Source organism: Enterobacter cloacae complex sp. HYC080_NIDB (genome assembly GCF_056673325.1).
This window is the reverse complement of sequence record NZ_CP114212.1, coordinates 3,094,420-3,111,450: the sequence shown is the minus strand read 5'-3', so window position 1 is coordinate 3,111,450 and position 17,031 is coordinate 3,094,420. Positions and strand designations below refer to the sequence as shown.

At 57.0% G+C, this 17,031-nt stretch carries 15 protein-coding genes; 4 read left to right on the top strand and 11 right to left on the bottom strand.

What is annotated here, in order from left to right:
* The first annotated feature begins 67 nt into the window (after positions 1–67).
* Positions 68–478, top strand: coding sequence for a YbhQ family protein (locus O1723_RS14785; protein WP_014883088.1), 411 nt, complete (start codon positions 68–70; stop codon positions 476–478).
* Here the strand turns inward: O1723_RS14785 and O1723_RS14780 are convergent.
* The 5 genes from O1723_RS14780 to cecR are packed head-to-tail and all read right to left on the bottom strand — an operon-like array spanning position 440 to position 6,080.
* The gene (locus O1723_RS14780) at positions 440–1,546 is read right to left on the bottom strand and encodes an ABC transporter permease (RefSeq protein WP_023332455.1); all 1,107 of its coding nucleotides are present in this window, start codon (positions 1,544–1,546) and stop codon (positions 440–442) included. The genes O1723_RS14785 and O1723_RS14780 overlap by 39 nt on opposite strands.
* Positions 1,547–1,555: 9 nt before the next feature.
* On the bottom strand, positions 1,556–2,689 hold the full coding sequence (locus O1723_RS14775) for an ABC transporter permease (RefSeq protein WP_014883090.1): 1,134 nt from the start codon (positions 2,687–2,689) through the stop codon (positions 1,556–1,558).
* Complete coding sequence (locus O1723_RS14770; RefSeq protein ID WP_023336950.1) at positions 2,679–4,418, bottom strand: ATP-binding cassette domain-containing protein; 1,740 nt, start codon at positions 4,416–4,418, stop codon at positions 2,679–2,681. Before O1723_RS14770 ends, O1723_RS14775 begins: the two co-directional genes overlap by 11 nt.
* Positions 4,411–5,406, bottom strand: a complete 996-nt coding sequence (gene hlyD, locus O1723_RS14765) for a secretion protein HlyD (RefSeq protein ID WP_023332458.1) — start codon at positions 5,404–5,406, stop codon at positions 4,411–4,413. The genes O1723_RS14770 and hlyD overlap by 8 nt, the downstream gene beginning before the upstream one ends.
* Positions 5,403–6,080: a transcriptional regulator CecR gene (cecR, locus tag O1723_RS14760; protein WP_014883093.1), complete on the bottom strand. Its 678-nt coding sequence runs from the start codon at positions 6,078–6,080 to the stop codon at positions 5,403–5,405. Before cecR ends, hlyD begins: the two co-directional genes overlap by 4 nt.
* A 208-nt stretch (positions 6,081–6,288) precedes the next feature.
* Here cecR and rhlE point away from each other — a divergent pair, with 208 nt between their 5' ends.
* Both rhlE and dinG read left to right on the top strand, forming a co-directional pair.
* Positions 6,289–7,671, top strand: a complete 1,383-nt coding sequence (gene rhlE / locus O1723_RS14755) for an ATP-dependent RNA helicase RhlE (RefSeq protein WP_023332460.1) — start codon at positions 6,289–6,291, stop codon at positions 7,669–7,671.
* A 97-nt stretch (positions 7,672–7,768) separates the two neighbouring features.
* Entirely contained in the window at positions 7,769–9,946 is a 2,178-nt protein-coding gene (dinG, locus tag O1723_RS14750; protein ID WP_014883095.1) for an ATP-dependent DNA helicase DinG, read from the top strand.
* Here dinG and O1723_RS14745 read toward each other — a convergent pair.
* The 5 genes from O1723_RS14745 to O1723_RS14725 all read right to left on the bottom strand — a co-directional run bounded on the left by O1723_RS14745 (position 9,933) and on the right by O1723_RS14725 (position 15,325).
* On the bottom strand, positions 9,933–10,445 hold the full coding sequence (locus tag O1723_RS14745; protein ID WP_032629171.1) for a fimbrial protein: 513 nt from the start codon (positions 10,443–10,445) through the stop codon (positions 9,933–9,935). The genes dinG and O1723_RS14745 overlap by 14 nt on opposite strands.
* Positions 10,446–10,450: 5 nt before the next feature.
* Positions 10,451–11,440 (bottom strand): fimbrial protein, encoded by a 990-nt coding sequence (locus O1723_RS14740; protein WP_023332463.1) that lies wholly within the window; start codon positions 11,438–11,440, stop codon positions 10,451–10,453.
* A gap of 20 nt (positions 11,441–11,460) precedes the next feature.
* Positions 11,461–13,971 (bottom strand): fimbria/pilus outer membrane usher protein, encoded by a 2,511-nt coding sequence (locus O1723_RS14735; protein ID WP_045307504.1) that lies wholly within the window; start codon positions 13,969–13,971, stop codon positions 11,461–11,463.
* Between the two features lie 74 nt (positions 13,972–14,045).
* On the bottom strand, positions 14,046–14,720 hold the full coding sequence (locus tag O1723_RS14730) for a fimbrial biogenesis chaperone (RefSeq protein WP_023332465.1): 675 nt from the start codon (positions 14,718–14,720) through the stop codon (positions 14,046–14,048).
* Between the two features lie 68 nt (positions 14,721–14,788).
* The gene (locus O1723_RS14725; protein ID WP_023338176.1) at positions 14,789–15,325 is read right to left on the bottom strand and encodes a fimbrial protein; all 537 of its coding nucleotides are present in this window, start codon (positions 15,323–15,325) and stop codon (positions 14,789–14,791) included.
* Positions 15,326–15,577: 252 nt separating this feature from the next.
* Between O1723_RS14725 and ybiB the strand changes: the two genes are divergently transcribed.
* Complete coding sequence (gene ybiB / locus O1723_RS14720) at positions 15,578–16,540, top strand: DNA-binding protein YbiB (RefSeq protein WP_023332467.1); 963 nt, start codon at positions 15,578–15,580, stop codon at positions 16,538–16,540.
* 118 nt (positions 16,541–16,658) lie between these two features.
* On the opposite strand, the gene ybiJ is transcribed toward ybiB, so the two are convergent.
* Positions 16,659–16,919, bottom strand: coding sequence for a DUF1471 family protein YbiJ (gene ybiJ, locus O1723_RS14715; protein WP_023336954.1), 261 nt, complete (start codon positions 16,917–16,919; stop codon positions 16,659–16,661).
* Between the last annotated feature and the right edge of the window lie 112 nt (positions 16,920–17,031).

Sequence of the window (17,031 nt, the reverse complement as noted above, 5' to 3'; positions counted from 1 at the left end):
GTTACGGAATTTTCCGTAAAGTGCGGTAGTCTGATTAAGCAGATAAAAATCCTTCAGGAGATAAGCCATGAAGTGGCAACAACGTGTTCGTGTCGCAACGGGGTTAAGTTGCTGGCAGATAATGTTGCATTTACTGGTCGTGGCCGTACTGGTGATGGGCTGGATGAGCGGCACGCTGGTGCGTGTTGGCCTGGGGCTATGCGTCCTCTATGGCGTCACCGTGCTGTCGATGTTGTTCTTACAGCGCCACCATGAAGCGCGCTGGCGCGAGGTGGGTGATGTGCTCGAAGAGCTCACCACCACCTGGTACTTTGGTGCCGCGATGATTGTGCTTTGGCTGCTGTCACGCGTGCTGCAAAACAACCTGCTGCTGGCCCTGGCGGGTCTCGCAATCCTTGCAGGGCCTGCGGTGGTCTCATTGCTCACCAAAGAGAAAAAGCTACGCAATGTTGCGTCTAAACATCGCGTACGCCACTGACCCCGTCGTGGCCGCTATGACCAGTAGCGGCCACAAACTCCCCCAGACAATATCCAGACTCGCATCCTTCAGATAGATCTGCTTGGTAATGTCCGTGAAGTGGCGTATCGGGTTTATCCATGTGATGTCCTGCAGCCACACCGGCATGTTCTCGACAGGGGAAACGTACCCGGAGAGCAAAATCGCTGGCATCATAAAGACAAACACGCCGATAAACGCCTGCTGCTGCGTCGAGCACAGCGCCGAAATTAACAGCCCAAACCCCACCAGCGACAGCCCGTAAATCACCATCGTGAAGTAAAACAGCGCCAGCGAACCGGCAAACGGGATTTGATAGGCCCAAATTCCCACGCCCAGCACGATAGTGGCCTGAAATGTCGCGACAATCAGCGCCGGCACCGCTTTGCCAACAAAGATTTGCCAGGTCGCGAGCGGGGAAACCAGCAGCTGATCCAGCGTACCTTGCTCCCGCTCGCGGGCGACGGACAGGGAGGTGACGATCATCACCCCGATGGTGGTGATCATGGCGATCAGCGACGGCACCACAAACCATTTGTAGTCCAGATTCGGGTTGTACCAGTTACGCACCACCAGCTCGCTGTTGTTGGGCTTCGGTTTGCCGTCCATCAGCTCCTGCTGATAATTCTTCACCACCTGCTGCAGATAGTTGGCCGCAATCTGGGCGCTGTTAGAGTTGCGCCCGTCGAGGATAAGCTGCATCGGCGCGGTCTGGAAGGTATCCAGGTTACGGGAAAAATCTGCCGGGAAGCGCACCAGCAGCAGGGCTTTTTGCGTATCGATGGTCGGCTGGATTTCCTGCGGGCTTTTCAGCAGCAGGATATGGGTAAACGCTTTTGCACGGGCAAAGCGCTGCGTCAGCTCGACGGAATGTTTACCGTTGTCTTCGTTGTAAATGGCGATGGTGGCGTTGGTCACCTCAAGCGTCGCGGCAAAGGGGAACAGCAAAACCTGGATCAGCACCGGCAAAACCAGAATGGCGCGGGTTTGCGGCTCGCGCAGCAGGGATTGCAGCTCTTTTCGTATTAACGTCCATAGTCGGTGAAACATGTTCGCTCCTTAATCCAGACGCCGTTTGGTTTTCAACCACGTCAATCCGATAAACATCACCGCTGACGCCATTAAAAACAGCGTGTTGATAATCAGCACCACCGGAATATTCCCCGCCAGGAACAGGCTTTGCAGCGTGCTCACGAAATAACGCGCCGGAATGATGTAGGTCACGGCGCGGATCACCGCTGGCATACTGTCTATCTGGAAAATAAACCCGGACAGCATGATCGACGGTAAAAAGGCGGCGTTGAGCGCCACCTGCGCGGCGTTAAACTGGTTGCGGGTGATGGTGGAGATGAGCAGCCCCATCCCCAGCGTGCTAAGTAAAAACAGGCTGGTGATAAAGAACAGCACCACCAGCGAGCCGCGGTACGGCACGCCGAGGATAAAGACGGCGACAAGCATGCAGAGCAGCATCGCCAGCATCCCGAGGAAGTAGTAGGGGATGAGCTTGCACAGCAGCAGCTCGACGCGCGTCACTTCTGTGGACAGTAGCGCCTCCATGGTGCCACGCTCCCACTCGCGGGCGATCACCAGCGAGGTCAGGATCGCGCCAATCACCGTCATGATAATCGTCACCGCGCCCGGAATGATAAAGTGCTGGCTGATGGCGGCAGGGTTAAACCAGTAGCGTGTTTGCACGTCGATGAGCGGTTCAAACGTCTCCCCCCGGTCTTCGGCACGCTGCATCTGCCATAGCTGCCAGATCCCCTCCACGTAGCCCTGCACGAAGTTGGCGGTGTTCGGCTCGCTGCCGTCGGTAATCACCTGGATCGGCGCGTCGGCATTCGCCCGCGCCATATTGGCGGCGAAATCCACCGGGATGACCACCAGCCCGCGAATTTTCCCGGCCTGCATCTTCTGGATCAGCGCCTGCCGGCTATCGCTGATGGTGGCGTCAATGTACGGCGAGCCGGTCATTGCGTGGGTGAAGTCCAGCGCCTCTTCGCTCTGCTGTTCCAGCAAAATGCCGACCCGCAGCTTGCTGGAGTCGAGGTTGATGCCGTAGCCAAAGATAAACAGCAGCAGCAGGGGGATCACCACCGCAATCAGCCAGCTACTCGGGTCACGCACGATCTGCCGCGTCTCTTTTATGCATAACGCGCGCACCCGGCGCCAGGAAAGGGCGTTACTGCGCATGGGCATTCTCCTTATCCCAGTCGTGGATGAGGGTGATAAACGCCTGCTCCATGGTCGGGTCTGGCACGGCATCGTCGGCGGCCTGGTTTTTCAGGTCGTCCGGGGTGCCGTGGGCAATCAGCTTGCCGCGATAGACCAGCCCGATGCGGTCGCAGTATTCCGCCTCATCCATAAAGTGGGTGGTCACCATCACCGTCACCCCTTTCTCCACCATGCTGTTGATATGCAGCCAGAACTCGCGGCGGGTGAGGGGATCCACCCCGGAGGTCGGCTCATCGAGGAAAAGAATATCGGGCTCGTGCATCAGCGAGCAGGCCAGCGCGAGGCGTTGCTTAAAGCCGAGGGGCAGTTCGTCGGTGGCGTGGGAGGCAATATTCGTTAACCCGAAGGCATCGCTCATGCGGCGGATTTTCTCGTTCTGCGCGCGCCCGCGCAGGCCGTACACGCCGGAGAAAAAGCGCAGATTCTGCTCGACGGTCAGGTTGCCATACAACGAGAATTTCTGTGCCATATAGCCCAGATGCTGGCGCGCCTTGCCGGAGCTGACTTTGAGATCCATATCCAGCACCAGCGCCTTGCCGGACGTCGGCACCAGCAGGCCACACATCATTTTAAAGGTGGTGGATTTCCCCGCGCCGTTCGGCCCGAGCAGGCCAAAAATCTCGCCGCGTTTTACCGCAAAGTTGACGTTATCGGTGGCGGCGAAATCGCCGAACTTTTTGGTCAGGGATTTGGCTTCAATCACCGTCTCGCCCGGCGTACCTTCAACCGTGTGGAGGATCGCGCCGAGAGGCGATTCCGATGTCCCCGCGCCGCCCAGCAGGTCGATAAACGCATCTTCAAAGCGCGGCGCCGTCTCTGCCATTTCAATTTCAGGCATGCCAGGCGCGCGGCGAATATCCTCGACGGTGGCCTCCTTTTTGAGGATTACGCGCACGGACCGACCCTGAATCATCCCGTCGCTCACCTGCGGCAGTTTCAGCACTCTCTGCAGCAGCCTGCGGTTGGACTCCTGCGGGCTGTGGAGGAGGAAACTGCGTCCGGCCATGCTCTGCGTCAACGTCGTTGGCTCGCCCTGATAAAGCAGCTCGCCTTCGTTCATCAGCAGCACGTCCCGGCACTGTTCCGCTTCGTCGAGGTAGGAGGTGCTCCAGAGGATCAGCATCCCGTCGCCTGCCAGCTCGTGCACCATCTGCCACAGCTCACGGCGGGAGATGGGGTCCACGCCGACGCCGGGCTCGTCCAGCAGCAGGACCTTTGGTTCGCCGACGAGCGTACAGGCCAGCCCCAGCTTTTGCTTCATCCCGCCGGAGAGCTTGCCCGCCAGCCGGTCGGTGAACGGGCCGAGGGAGGTGAACTCAAGCAGGCGGGCGAAGGTTTTCTGCCGGGTTTCGCCGGTCACGCTGCGCAGGTCGGCATACAGGTTCAGGTTTTCCATCACCGTCAGATCTTCATACAGACCAAACTTCTGCGGCATATAGCCGAGCATGGCGTGGAGCGCGCCGTCGTCTTTGATAGGGTCAAGGCCAAGCACGCTGGCTGTGCCTTCATCCGGCTTTAGCAAACCGGCCAGCATCCGCATCAGCGTGGTTTTGCCTGCGCCGTCCGGGCCGACCAGGCCGGTCACATAGCCTTTCTGAATGGTGCAGTTCAGCGGGGCGACCGCCGGTTTGTCCATCCCTGCGAAGCGTTTGACCAAATTGTTGAGCTGGATAACCGCGTCATTCATGTCGTTCCCCGTTGTTCACTTTTACGGTAACAGGCATGCCCTGACGCAGCGCGTCGTCCGCATCGGTGACGATGATGCGCAGACGGTACACCAGGTCGGTACGCAGGTCCGGCGTTTCAACGGTTTTCGGGGTGAATTCGGCGGTGGGGGAGACAAAGCCGACTTTGCCGTGATACGGCTTATCCGGACGACCATCGGTATAGAGCAGCAGCTCGCGGCCCGGCTGCATCTGGCCGAGATTTGGCTCGTCAATGTAGGCGCGCACCCAGACCGGGCGGGTCAGGGAGAGCGTTAATACGGTGCTGCCCGCGCTGAGCATGCTGCCCGGCTCCACGGCACGGGTCATCAGCGTACCGTCAGACGGGGCGATGAGGGTTGTATCATGCAGATCCAGCTCTGCCTGGGCCAGCTGCGCCTGCGCCTGTTCAAGGCTGGCTTTGGCCTGGGCAATGTCCTGCGGGCGGTTACCGGTGGTGTACTGGCTTAATTTATCCTGCGCGGATTTCAGCGTCGCCTGCGCCTGGTCGCGGGATGAACGCGCATTCTCCAGATCGTTGGCTGAAATGGTGCGGCTTTTCCACAGCCCCTGCTGACGGTTATAGAAATTCTGCGCGTAGTCGTAGGCAGCTTTCGCCTGCTTAACGGCAGCGGCGGCCTGGGCGATCTCTTCGTCACGATAACCCGCCAGCATCAGGTCATATTGCGCCTGGGCAACGGAAACGCCGGCTTTGGCCTGCATCAGGGCGTTCTCGTAGGGGGCTTTATCCAGCATGCCCAGCGTTTGCCCGCGTTTAATGGCATCACCTTCGTCAACGCTCAGCGAGGCGAGACGGCCACCCACGCGGAAGCTCATATTCACGGTACGAATATCCACATTACCATACAGCGTCAGGCCCCGGTCCTGATGGCTCTGATACCACAGCCAGCCACCGACGCCCGCGGCAAGCAAAACAACAACCACCAGAATGATGGCGACAGGTTTTTTCATGACTTCAGGCTCCTTTGCGTTAAGCCTTGCAGGATCAGATCGAGATGACAGGTGATGACCTGGCTAATCTGCGCGGCTTTATCCTCATCGAATTGTGTCCAGCCGGTGCGTAACAGGATGGTTTCCCGCCCCAGACGAAAGGCAAGGATTTCACCCAGCAGGGCATGGGTATGCAAAATGGTCACGGTATCGCTGGCGTCCCGCCCGGTATAGGCGGCGATCAGGTGGGTCAGGTGGGTATGCATCGGAGCAATGACCTGATCGTGTACCAGCTGATAGGCAGTTGTAGGGGAGAGCTGCTCGCGGGAGATAAACTTACTCAGGTTGAGCGTATCGTCGTGGGTCAGCAGGCGGATCATATTATGGCAGGCATTCAGGATAAGCCGCCGGATAGCGTCACGATCCGGCGTCGGCTGGCTCAACAGCTCGCTGGCTTCTTCAACGTGCGGACGAAAATGTGTGCCGATAAAATCGGCAATCCACTGGGCGCAGGCGAGGTACAAATCCTCTTTTGAGCCAAAATAGTAGGTGATCGCCGCAATGTTTTGCCCGGCCTGGGCGGCGATATCTCGCGTGGTCGCGTGCAGGCCATACTCGCCAAACTGCGCCAACGCGGCAGCAATCAGCTGGCTTTTGGCCTGTTCACCTTTGGTTGTCGTTGGGGTCGTATTCATGGCGGCATTAAAAATTAATCAATCGATTGATTAAAAATAGCCCCGAATTGCTGAACCGTCGAGCGTTCGTGCTGGGATATTTTATGCGCCACGTCACAAAAGCTGCTACACTCCGCACCTTCACGACATTGTGGTTTTTGTCCTTCCCCTTTTCGTTATATCTCCCTGAAAACTACACCTGTGATGGTCGGGGCGGTTCGGAGTTTTTATGTCTTTTGATTCCCTTGGCCTGAACCCGGAAATTCTGCGTGCCATCGCAGAGCAGGGCTACGTTGAGCCAACCCCCATCCAGCAGCAGGCGATCCCCGCCGTTCTTCAGGGGCGTGACCTGATGGCCAGCGCTCAGACCGGTACCGGTAAAACCGCGGGCTTTACGCTGCCGCTGTTAGAGCTGCTGGTAAAAAACCAGCCGCACGCCAAAGGCCGTCGTCCGGTTCGTGCGCTGATCCTGACCCCAACCCGTGAGCTGGCGGCGCAGATTGGTGAGAACGTGCGTGACTACAGCCGCTATCTCAACATTCGCTCGCTGGTCGTTTTCGGTGGCGTCAGCATTAACCCGCAGATGATGAAGCTGCGCGGCGGCGTGGACGTGCTGGTGGCAACGCCGGGCCGTCTGCTGGATCTCGAACACCAGAACGCGGTGAAGCTCGATCAGATTGAAATTCTGGTGCTGGATGAAGCTGACCGCATGCTGGATATGGGCTTTATCCACGACATCCGTCGCGTGCTGGCCAAGCTGCCTGCGCGTCGTCAGAACCTGCTGTTCTCTGCCACCTTCTCCGACGAGATCAAGGCGCTGGCAGAAAAGCTGCTGCATAATCCGCTGGAAGTGGAAGTGGCGCGTCGCAACACCGCCTCTGAGCAGGTGACGCAGCACGTTCACTTTGTCGATAAAAAGCGTAAGCGGGAGCTGCTCTCCCAGATGATCGGCCAGGGTAACTGGCAGCAGGTGCTGGTCTTTACCCGCACCAAGCACGGTGCGAACCACCTGGCGGAACAGCTCAATAAAGACGGTATCCGCAGTGCCGCCATCCACGGTAACAAGAGCCAGGGTGCGCGTACCCGTGCGCTGGCGGACTTCAAATCTGGCGACATCCGCGTGCTGGTGGCAACCGACATCGCCGCGCGTGGTCTGGACATTGAAGAGCTGCCGCACGTAGTAAACTACGAGCTGCCAAACGTCCCGGAAGATTACGTTCACCGTATCGGTCGTACCGGCCGCGCGGCGGCAACCGGTGAAGCGCTGTCACTGGTCTGCGTCGATGAACACAAGCTGCTGCGCGACATCGAACGTCTGCTGAAGAAAGAGATCCCACGCATCGAAACCCCGGGCTACGAAGTGGATCCGTCCATCAAGGCGGAGCCGATTCAGAACGGTCGCCAGGGCGGCGGTCGTGGTCAGGGCGGCGGTGGTCGCGGTCAGCAGCCGCGTCGTGCTGAAGGCGGCGCGCCGAAATCATCCGGCAAACCCCCGCGTCGCAACAACGACAGCAAACCGGCCGGCGAAAGTCCGTGGCGCAGCGGTGAAGGGAAACCGGCAGGGGAAGGGCAGCGTCGACGCCGCCCGCGTAAACCTGCTAACCCGCAGTAATCTGGAAGCCCGGTCGTAAAGCCGGGCTTTTCTTTTTGCGGCAGCGAAGAGAAAGTGCCACAATAGTGGCTGTTTATACAGTATTTCAGGTTTTTCGATGGCTTTAACCGCGGCGCTGAAAGCGCAAATTGGCGCATGGTACAAGGCGCTACAACAGCAGATCCCCGACTTTATCCCCCGAGCGCCGCAGCGGCAGATGATTGCTGACGTGGCAAAAACGCTTGCCGGGGACGACGGGCGACATCTGGCGATTGAAGCGCCGACCGGCGTCGGGAAAACCCTGTCATATCTCATTCCCGGTATTGCCATCGCGCGGGAAGAGGACAAAACGCTGGTGGTCAGCACCGCCAACGTGGCCCTGCAGGATCAGATTTTCAGCAAAGATTTGCCGCTGCTGCGCAAAATCATCCCCGACCTGCGCTTTACCGCCGCCTTTGGGCGCGGGCGCTACGTGTGCCCACGTAACCTGGCGGCGCTCGCCAGCAGCGAGCCGAATCAACAGGATCTGCTCGCGTTTCTTGATGACGAGCTGACGCCGAACAATAAGGCCGAGCAGGAGCAGTGTGCAAAACTCAAAGCCGAACTCGACGGCTATAAGTGGGACGGCCTTCGGGATCACACCAGCCAGGCCATCAGCGACGACTTATGGCGCAGGCTCAGCACCGACAAAGCAAGCTGTCTGAACCGCAACTGCCACTACTACCGCGAGTGCCCGTTCTTTGTCGCCCGGCGCGAAATTCAGGAGGCGGAGGTGGTTGTCGCCAACCACGCGCTGGTGATGGCCGCGCTGGAGAGTGAGGCGGTGCTACCGGAGCCCAAAAATCTGCTGCTGGTGCTCGACGAAGGCCACCATCTGCCCGACGTGGCTCGGGACGCGCTGGAGATGAGCGCCGAGATCACCGCGCCCTGGTTCCGCCTGCAGCTGGATCTATTCTGCAAGCTGGTGGCAACCTGCATGGAGCAGTTCCGCCCGAAAACCACGCCGCCGCTGGCGGTGCCGGAACGGCTAAGCGAGCATTGTGAAGAGGTTTACGGCCTGATCTCCTCGCTCAATAACATCCTCAACCTTTATCTTCCCGCAGCCCAGGAGGCGGAACATCGCTTTGCGATGGGCGAACTGCCGGAAGAGGTGATGGAAATTTGTCAGCAGCTGGCAAAGCACCTTGAAAAGCTGCGCGGGCTGGCGGAGATGTTCTTAAACGATCTGAGCGAGAAAACCGGCACGCATGACGTGGTGCGTCTGCACCGTATTCTGCTACAGATGAACCGCGCGCTGGGCATGTTCGAAGCGCAGAGCAAACTCTGGCGGCTGGCCTCAATGGCGCAGGCATCAGGCGCGCCGGTCACCAAATGGGCCACCCGCGACGTGCGGGACGGGCAGGTGCATCTCTTCTTCCACTGCGTGGGCATCCGCGTGGCCGATCAGCTGGAAAAACTGATCTGGCGCAGCGTGCCGCACGTGGTGGTGACCTCTGCCACGCTGCGTTCTCTGAACAGTTTTTCTCGTTTGCAGGAGATGAGCGGGCTTAAAGAAAAAGCGGGTGACCGCTTTGTGGCGCTGGACTCGCCGTTTAACCACTGCGAGCAGGGCAAGCTGGTCATTCCGCGCATGACGTTTGAGCCGCTGATCGACAACGAAGAACAGCACATTGCGGAAATGGCGGCCTATTTCCGCGAACAGGTCGAGAGTAAAAAATACCCTGGCATGCTGGTGTTATTCGCCAGTGGACGCGCCATGCAGCGTTTTCTGGAGCACGTCACCGATCTGCGTTTACTCCTGCTGGTGCAGGGTGACCAGCCGCGTTACAGGCTGGTGGAAACCCACCGTAAACGCATTGATAACGGCGAGCGTAGCGTGCTGGTGGGATTGCAGTCTTTCGCGGAAGGTCTTGACCTGAAAGGCGACTACCTGACGCAGGTCCACATTCATAAAATTGCCTTCCCCCCCATCGACAGCCCGGTGGTGATCACCGAGGGCGAATGGCTGAAAAGCCTTAACCGCTATCCGTTTGAGGTGCAGAGTCTGCCTGCGGCATCGTTTAACCTGATTCAGCAGGTGGGGCGTTTGATTCGAAGCCACGGCTGCTGGGGCGAAGTGGTGATCTACGATAAACGTCTGCTGACCAAAAATTATGGACAGCGGCTGCTCAACGCGCTTCCGGTCTTCCCGATTGAACAGCCGTCGGTACCGGAGATAAAAAAACGCCCGGCAAAACAGGCTGCCGGGCGTCGAAAAAGCATCCGTGCTAAGGGGCGCGGTCCTACTGGTAAGTGAAGGTCACCTGAACGACGCTGCTGAACGTGCCTGCGGTAACAGGCATAGCGGTGGCGTAATAGCGTGCGGCCAGCGGGAAGGTAGCGGTATGGTCGTTCTGGTCAATCAGCGCGTTAAAGCTGGCCTGCGGTGCGATGAGGATATGGTCCTGGCTGTCCGCCAGCTCCAGCGCCAGCCCCTTCGCGCTGCCCGTGTTGGCAAACTTGGTTGGGTGGGTAGCATCCGCCTGACCGTAAAAGAAGGCGGTCGCCAGGGCGAGGGATTTAGGACAATGCGTCACCTTCAGGCTGAAGGTTTTCCACGCGCCGGTATCCCCCACGTCGTGGAATTCACTGGAAGCCGCCTGGCCTAAATCAACGGTTAAATCCTTGCTGGCGCTGTCCACGAGGCAGGTGTTGGCATAAATGTTACCGACCATTTGCAGCTGAATATCGTCAGCCCGGGCCAGACAGGTGAGCGTGCTGGCCAGCGCGGCCAGCACAAAAAGACGTTTCTTCATTTTCATCACTTATAGGCCAGAGTAATGGTGGCGACGGCGTTCGCCGGGCCAGGGGTGACTTCATCTGCCACCTGCAAATAGTTCAGCTTGACCGGGATATCCATCGTCTGGTTGGCATAGGCCAGGGTTTCAGTTTGGGTGTAGGTATCGAACGTTGCCAGCTCGTTGTCGATCGCCATTTCAATCCCGACACCCGTTGCCATGCCATCCTCCGGCGTGAGCTTAAGCACCCCCTGATAACCGGGTACGTAGCCGTCGCTGCTGGTGACCTTAAATTCAGGCTGAACGGTGGAGTTACAGTTCACCGTGATGTTGAACTCCTTCGCGGGCATCGCCAGCGTGCCGACCATGTTGAAATCGCTGACCGGGAAATCGCCCATGTTGACGGTCAGGCTTTTTGGCAGTACGGAGCAGGTGACGTTTTCAAGGTTTACGTTACCGGCATAGCTAACATTGTTGGGTGAACCGATGCCTTCGTGACCAAAAACGCCAATGCCAAAAACGGTCTGGCTTTGATTTAGCGTACCGGATTCTACCGCGGTATCCGTTTTTACCAGCTCCAGCGTGACGTTAAAATCGAACGTCTGGTTGCCGTCAGTTGAGACATAGCCAATAGGCGTGCCGCGGGAGTCGCAGGTGACCCCGCCCGCACCGCTGATGCGCTGACCTTTGTCATTCATCAGCGCAATACCAACCCCCTTCACGCCGGATTCATAGACCCCGGAAAGGCCGGGAATTTCCGTGCCGTAGCCGTAGTAGCAGGAGACGATCTCCAGACCCTTATCTGCAGCATTATCACAGTGGCCCGCGACGTGTACCGTCTGTTCGGTGCCGGGGATGGTCGCGCCGACGGGAAGCGTGGTGGAGACGGAAACCGTGGACAGGTTAATGGTCTTTGGCATATCCGGCGACGTACAGGTGGCTTTTGCATGCGGCATAAACAGCGATGCGGTTGCCAGTATGAGTAAGAAAAAGCATTGTTTTACAAGCTGCATAGGTGAACCTGCTCGGTTGATTACTGACACTGCGCGGCAGCGTTAATAATGTCTGTTTTCTCTTTTTCATCCGTGAGCGTGTATTCCGCAACGCAGTGGTCGCTGGCTTCCTGTCCCCATGAGACGGAGAGCTTGCCGCGATCGGGCATTCCGGAAAGATAGGTTTGGCCATCAGTGCCGACGATAAATTCGCTGTCCTTATCCTCGGTGGTGACCGTTGCGCCGAAGGGCAGCGGCTTCCCGTTGTGCGTCAGCGTCATCAGGACGCGATGACCCACGCGGGTATTGAAGCTTGCCCGCACCACCGCACCGCGGGTTGGCGTGACGATCTGCGAAGCGTGCGTCACGTCAGCCTCGTCAGGCAGCGTTTCGGTATCCAGCGAAATCGTGTTGTGGCGATAGGCGGTAACAAACGGCACCACGGTATAGCCGCGGAAGTCAGTTTCCACGCCCGTCTGGTTGGCGATGTGCGTGCCGCTGGCTCCGGGCGCTTTCACCAGCGCGATGGTCTCGCCCAGCGGCTGGCTCAGCGTCAGGCCGTTAGCGTGGGCTATCATGCCCCCCTGCAGACCGACGTTGGTGGTCCGCTGGTATTTGTCCTGGCTGAAACCGCCACTCACTTCCCCGTAGGTGGCTTTATAATCGGCGTTCAGACTGGTAGAGGTACCGTTCTCTGATGAGTCATAGCCTTCCTGCACGTTCCAGTTAAGGTTGTTCTCCTCCAGCGCCGTCCCGTTCAGGCCCAGCGTGTGCGTGGTGCCGTCTTTATTGTTATTCATGTTGTAGGAGGCCCAGGTGTTGCTCATCCAGCGATCCAGCGGTACCGACACGCTCAGCGCGAACAGGTTATCGTTACTGACCGAATCGCCTTCGTCATCACGGCTGTTGGTGTTTTTGTTGAGGCTATAGCTCATGCTGTAGGTGATTCCCTTCCAGCTGTTGTTATAGCTGACGCTCATCGAGGTCATATCCTGACCCTGGTTCCAGTAGGTCTCTTTGACCAGGCTCAGCGTAAACGATCCCCAGCCTTCGCCGAGGGTTTGATCGATGGTGGCCTCGGTACGCGCGCGGCGCTGCTGCGGTGCTGACCAGTCATCGGCGCGGGTATAGGACTCCATGGTGTCTTCGAGGGTGTAAAACCCTTTACTGTTGTAGCGATAGCCAGCCAGAGCGAAGTTTGTGCCCGTACCCGCGAAATCTTTGCTGTAGCGCAGACGCCAGGATTGCCCCTTGCTGGCCTGCTGTTTTTTGAGCAGCGCTTTGGCGCGCGTCACGTCGACAGAAAACGCGCCAAGATCGCCAAAGTTTTTACCGGTGCCCAGCGCCTGTGACTGATAATGGCTGCTTTGCTGCACGCCACCGTAGGCGGTGAATCCGTACGGCAGGCCATAAATGACACTCCCCTGAGCGAAGGGCGTTTTTTCCACGTCTTTGTCATAAGAGCGGTAGCGCCCGGCAGTGACGCTGTATTTCAGATGCTTTTCGCGCTGGAGGACCGGTACGGAGGCGTAGGGCACCACAAAGTGACGTTCGCTGCCGTCCGTCTCTTTCACGGTGACCTGGAGATCGCCGCTGCTGCCGGTGGGATACAGGTCATTAATTTCAAATGCACCCGGCGCAACGGTATTTTGATAAATCACGTAGCCGTTCTGACGTACCACCACCAGCGCATTACTGTGGGCCGTGCCGCGGATGATCGGGGCATAGCCTTTTTCGCTGTCCGGCAGCATATCGTTGTCGGAGTTCAGCTGCGCGCCGGTATATGGAACGCTGTCAAATACGTCTGCCGGGGAGCTGCTTTGGCCTACGGTCAGGTCGCTTTTTAACGCCACGATATCGCGCTGGGCATAGGTGTAGACCGAGTTAAAGGATTGCTCTTCTTCGTGACCGCTGGTGCTGCGACTCCAGGTGGAGTAGTTGCGCAGGCGCCACGCGCCGACGTTCAGGCCCGGACGCAGGTTAACGTACTGGCTGCTGTTGTCCTGCATGCCCTGCTGACGGGCGTGGCTCTGGCTGGCGCTGGCGCTGTAGTTGAGGATGCCCGCCGTGATCCCCTCATCAAATTCTGTTGGGTCAATATAGCCACGGGGAACCTGACCGAGCGCGGACTGCGGAATGCTCAACAGAAGCTGCTGGTTGCTGACGCGAAATGTCGCCGTCGCCGCCGGTATGGCGTGCAAATCCGCGCATGAGCCTTTCACGGCAAGCTGAGGATAGTCGTCAGTTTTAATACCCAGGCTTTTTAAATCGGACAGAGTAAAGCAGGGCTGAAGGGAATTTTCTCCATTATCCTGCTTTTGCAATATAAAGGTCACGTCGCGGGTATCAATTTTATTATTATTGATAAAGATCGTGACCTGATATTTCCCTGGCGCCTGTCCCGGACCTTTTTCATAAATGGAGAGATCGGTTTTTCCCTGCTGTGGATTATCCACATCCAACAACGCTGGATTAAAATAATCATCCGCCCGCGTTTGCTGCGAAAAACCCACGGCCGCTAACCCGCATAGCAGGGTCAGCAGCGTAAGCATCCGATAAACGGAAGGCAATTGCCTTCTTGGGGTTGAAGAATAGGTAATCATAAGGTGCGTTATTGGGTACGGTATTAATGCACGGATGCAGAGAGCGTTTTGCTGATGCTGCCGTAATCAGTAATAATTGACCAGGACACGGTTGAACCGCCGGTATGTGCAGGCAACGCAAAATGGGTTTCGGTTTTTGGTACGGCCCAGGTCGCTTTATCGACCTTATGACCGTTAAGGGTGACCGACTGGAAATTCATATAAAACGGCGTCGGGTTGTTAACCACTAAATCATTGCCCTCGCGGTGCCACTCAAGCTGATCCGCTACCGCTTCCGGTTTACCCTTGACGGAGGCCGGGCGGTACATCAGCTTAATGCGCGTGTTAACCGCAATTTGCAGGGTATTGACCCCAGCCACCTTTTTTGAGGAGGGGATGGCTTTTATATTCAGCCAGAACATCGACTCGCGATCTTCAGGCAAATTTCCGCCGGTACGTACGACGCGCAGAACGTTTTCCTGCTTCGCATCAAGACGAAACAGTGGCGGCGTAATCAGAAAAGGGGCTTTGGCCAGGTCTTTACCGCCAGAATCCGCCCAGGATTGCACCAGATAATCCGTTGCATCTGGGTTTGAAATACCGATAGAGGATTCCTTTTTGCCTCCCTGGTAGACCAGGCGCGTGCCGTTAATAATAACGCCTGCATGTGCCGTTGCAGCTACCAGTAAAAGGGTGCTGAGTAAATAACCGTGACGCATAGTTTTTTCTCAAAATAAGGCGGGACTATCTCTTTTTTGCAAAAGGAAATAGTCCCTGGTGAGCAATATCAGTTATAAATAACCGTGAATGTTGAAACAGAGTTTGCCGGACCCGCGGTAATAGTCGCACCGGTTTGAATATATCGCGCGGCAAACTGCAGATCGTTTACTGCGGTGCCGGAGGCCAGCGGATACTCTTTTGACGGAGTATATAAACTGACGGGCTGTTCAGAAGAGTCGATCAGCTGAATGGCTACGCCGGTTGCGGCATCTGCATCGGGGGTTAACGCCAGGGTGCTGTTGTTATTGGCATCCGGGGTTCCACCGAAGTTGATTGCCGCCGCCGTAACGGTTTCCGGGCAGTTTTTTAACTCAATATCAAACTTCGTGGCGGTGCTGGTGGAGCCGGCACCGGTAAAGACCGTCTTGGAGACTTTGCCTAATGTCACGTTCAACGGGTTACTTAAACCATTCACAACCTGACAGGCGGAATCGATGATTTCGCCCGTAAAGTTGATCTGTCCTTCACCGTCTGTTGCTGCAAAAGCGGATGCCGAGCAGCCAATCACCGACGCGATAAAAAGACCTAACGCAATCTTGTTCATAATAGTTCCTGGTGTGTGGGTAAAAACGTGCCTAAGGTTTTTGCCCGTTGTCCTCAATGATTTCCGTTCGTTATTTAATCAAAGAATGGATGGATAAGAATCTTCTATAGGCATCACAAATAATTGAATCAGTGCTTGCATAATTTTTTTCTTCGGTAAAACAGATGGCTCTGGCGGTGGGGATAAAAAGCTACCGGGCAGGTTTCATCGGGGATATAGTGTTAACAAGGTGACGTTTTCAGGAGAGATACCGTGGATTATCGTAAAATTATCAAAGAGGTAGGGCGTGGAAAAAACCATGCCCGCGACCTGGATCATGAGACAGCGCGTGCGCTTTACACCCGTATGCTCAACGGTGAGGTTCCCGATCTCGAACTCGGCGGCATTCTTATCGCCCTGCGCATTAAGGGAGAAGGTGAAGCGGAGATGCGCGGCTTTTATGAGGCGATGCAGGCGCAAACGCTGCGTCTGACGCCACCGGTGGCAAAACCGATGCCGATCGTCATTCCCAGCTATAACGGCGCGCGCAAGCAGGCCAACCTGACGCCGCTGTTGGCTATTCTGTTACATAAGCTGGGTTTTCCGGTGGTGGTGCACGGGGTGAGTGAAGATCCGACCCGCGTGCTGACAGAAACGATTTTTGAACTGCTGGGGATCGAACCCACTCTCCACGCCGGGCAGGCGCAGGCGAAGCTCGATAGCCATCAGCCGGTCTATATTCCCGTAAAGGCTCTCTGCCCGCCGCTGGAAAAGCAGCTCGCAATGCGCTGGAGAATGGGCGTGCGTAACAGCGCGCATACGCTGGCGAAGCTGGCCACGCCGTTTGCCGAAAATGCCGCGCTGCGCCTTTCCAGCGTTTCGCACCCGGAATACGTGGGGCGCGTGGGGAAATTCTTTGAAGAGATTGGCGGCAACGCGTTGCTGATGCATGGGACGGAAGGCGAGGTCTACGCTAATCCGCAGCGCTGCCCGCAAATAATGCTGATCGACGCGGCTGGGACGCGTATCGCGCTTGAACGTGGGGAAGAGAACAGCGGCGTTATTCTGCCGGAGGCGAAAGATCCCTACATCACCGCGAAGTGGATTGAACAGTGCCTTGCCGGAAATGTACCGGTGCCGCAGTCCATCAAGTTACAGATGGCCTGCTGCCTGCTGGCGACCGGGGAAGTTGACACGGTCGAGGCTGGCATGAAACGGGTTGAGGCGGCATTTTAGGCAAAAAAAAGCCCGTCCAGTGGCGGACGGGCAAGCAAGGGTAACAAACAACAGGGTCAATGAGGGTTGGAGCAGCTCACCAGAGGGTTTGGTGAGGGTACAGCATTCATTCAGGCGATTATTTGTAGATAACCGCAGTACCGCTCAGCTTGTTGTTGGTGTTAGCGGAGGTGATGGTGTATCCGCTTGCACCGGCAGCAGCCGCTTTCTCAGCCAGTTTGGCTTCCAGACCGTCCAGCGTGGTCGCGCCTTCTGCACTCACCACACCGATTTTATTCATGTTCTGCGCCTGAGTAGATGAAACAGGCTCTACAGCGAATGCGCCGAAAGACAGAGCGGACAGGGCAACAGCAGCAACAGCATATTTGATGGTTTTCATAATTAATCTCTCGCAGGTTATTCTGTTAAGGGGACGATGTTCCGTCGATGTGATAAGTATCACGTTTTTTCTGCAGAGATAAAATCGAAGAGAATTGACGTGGTCAATCAAA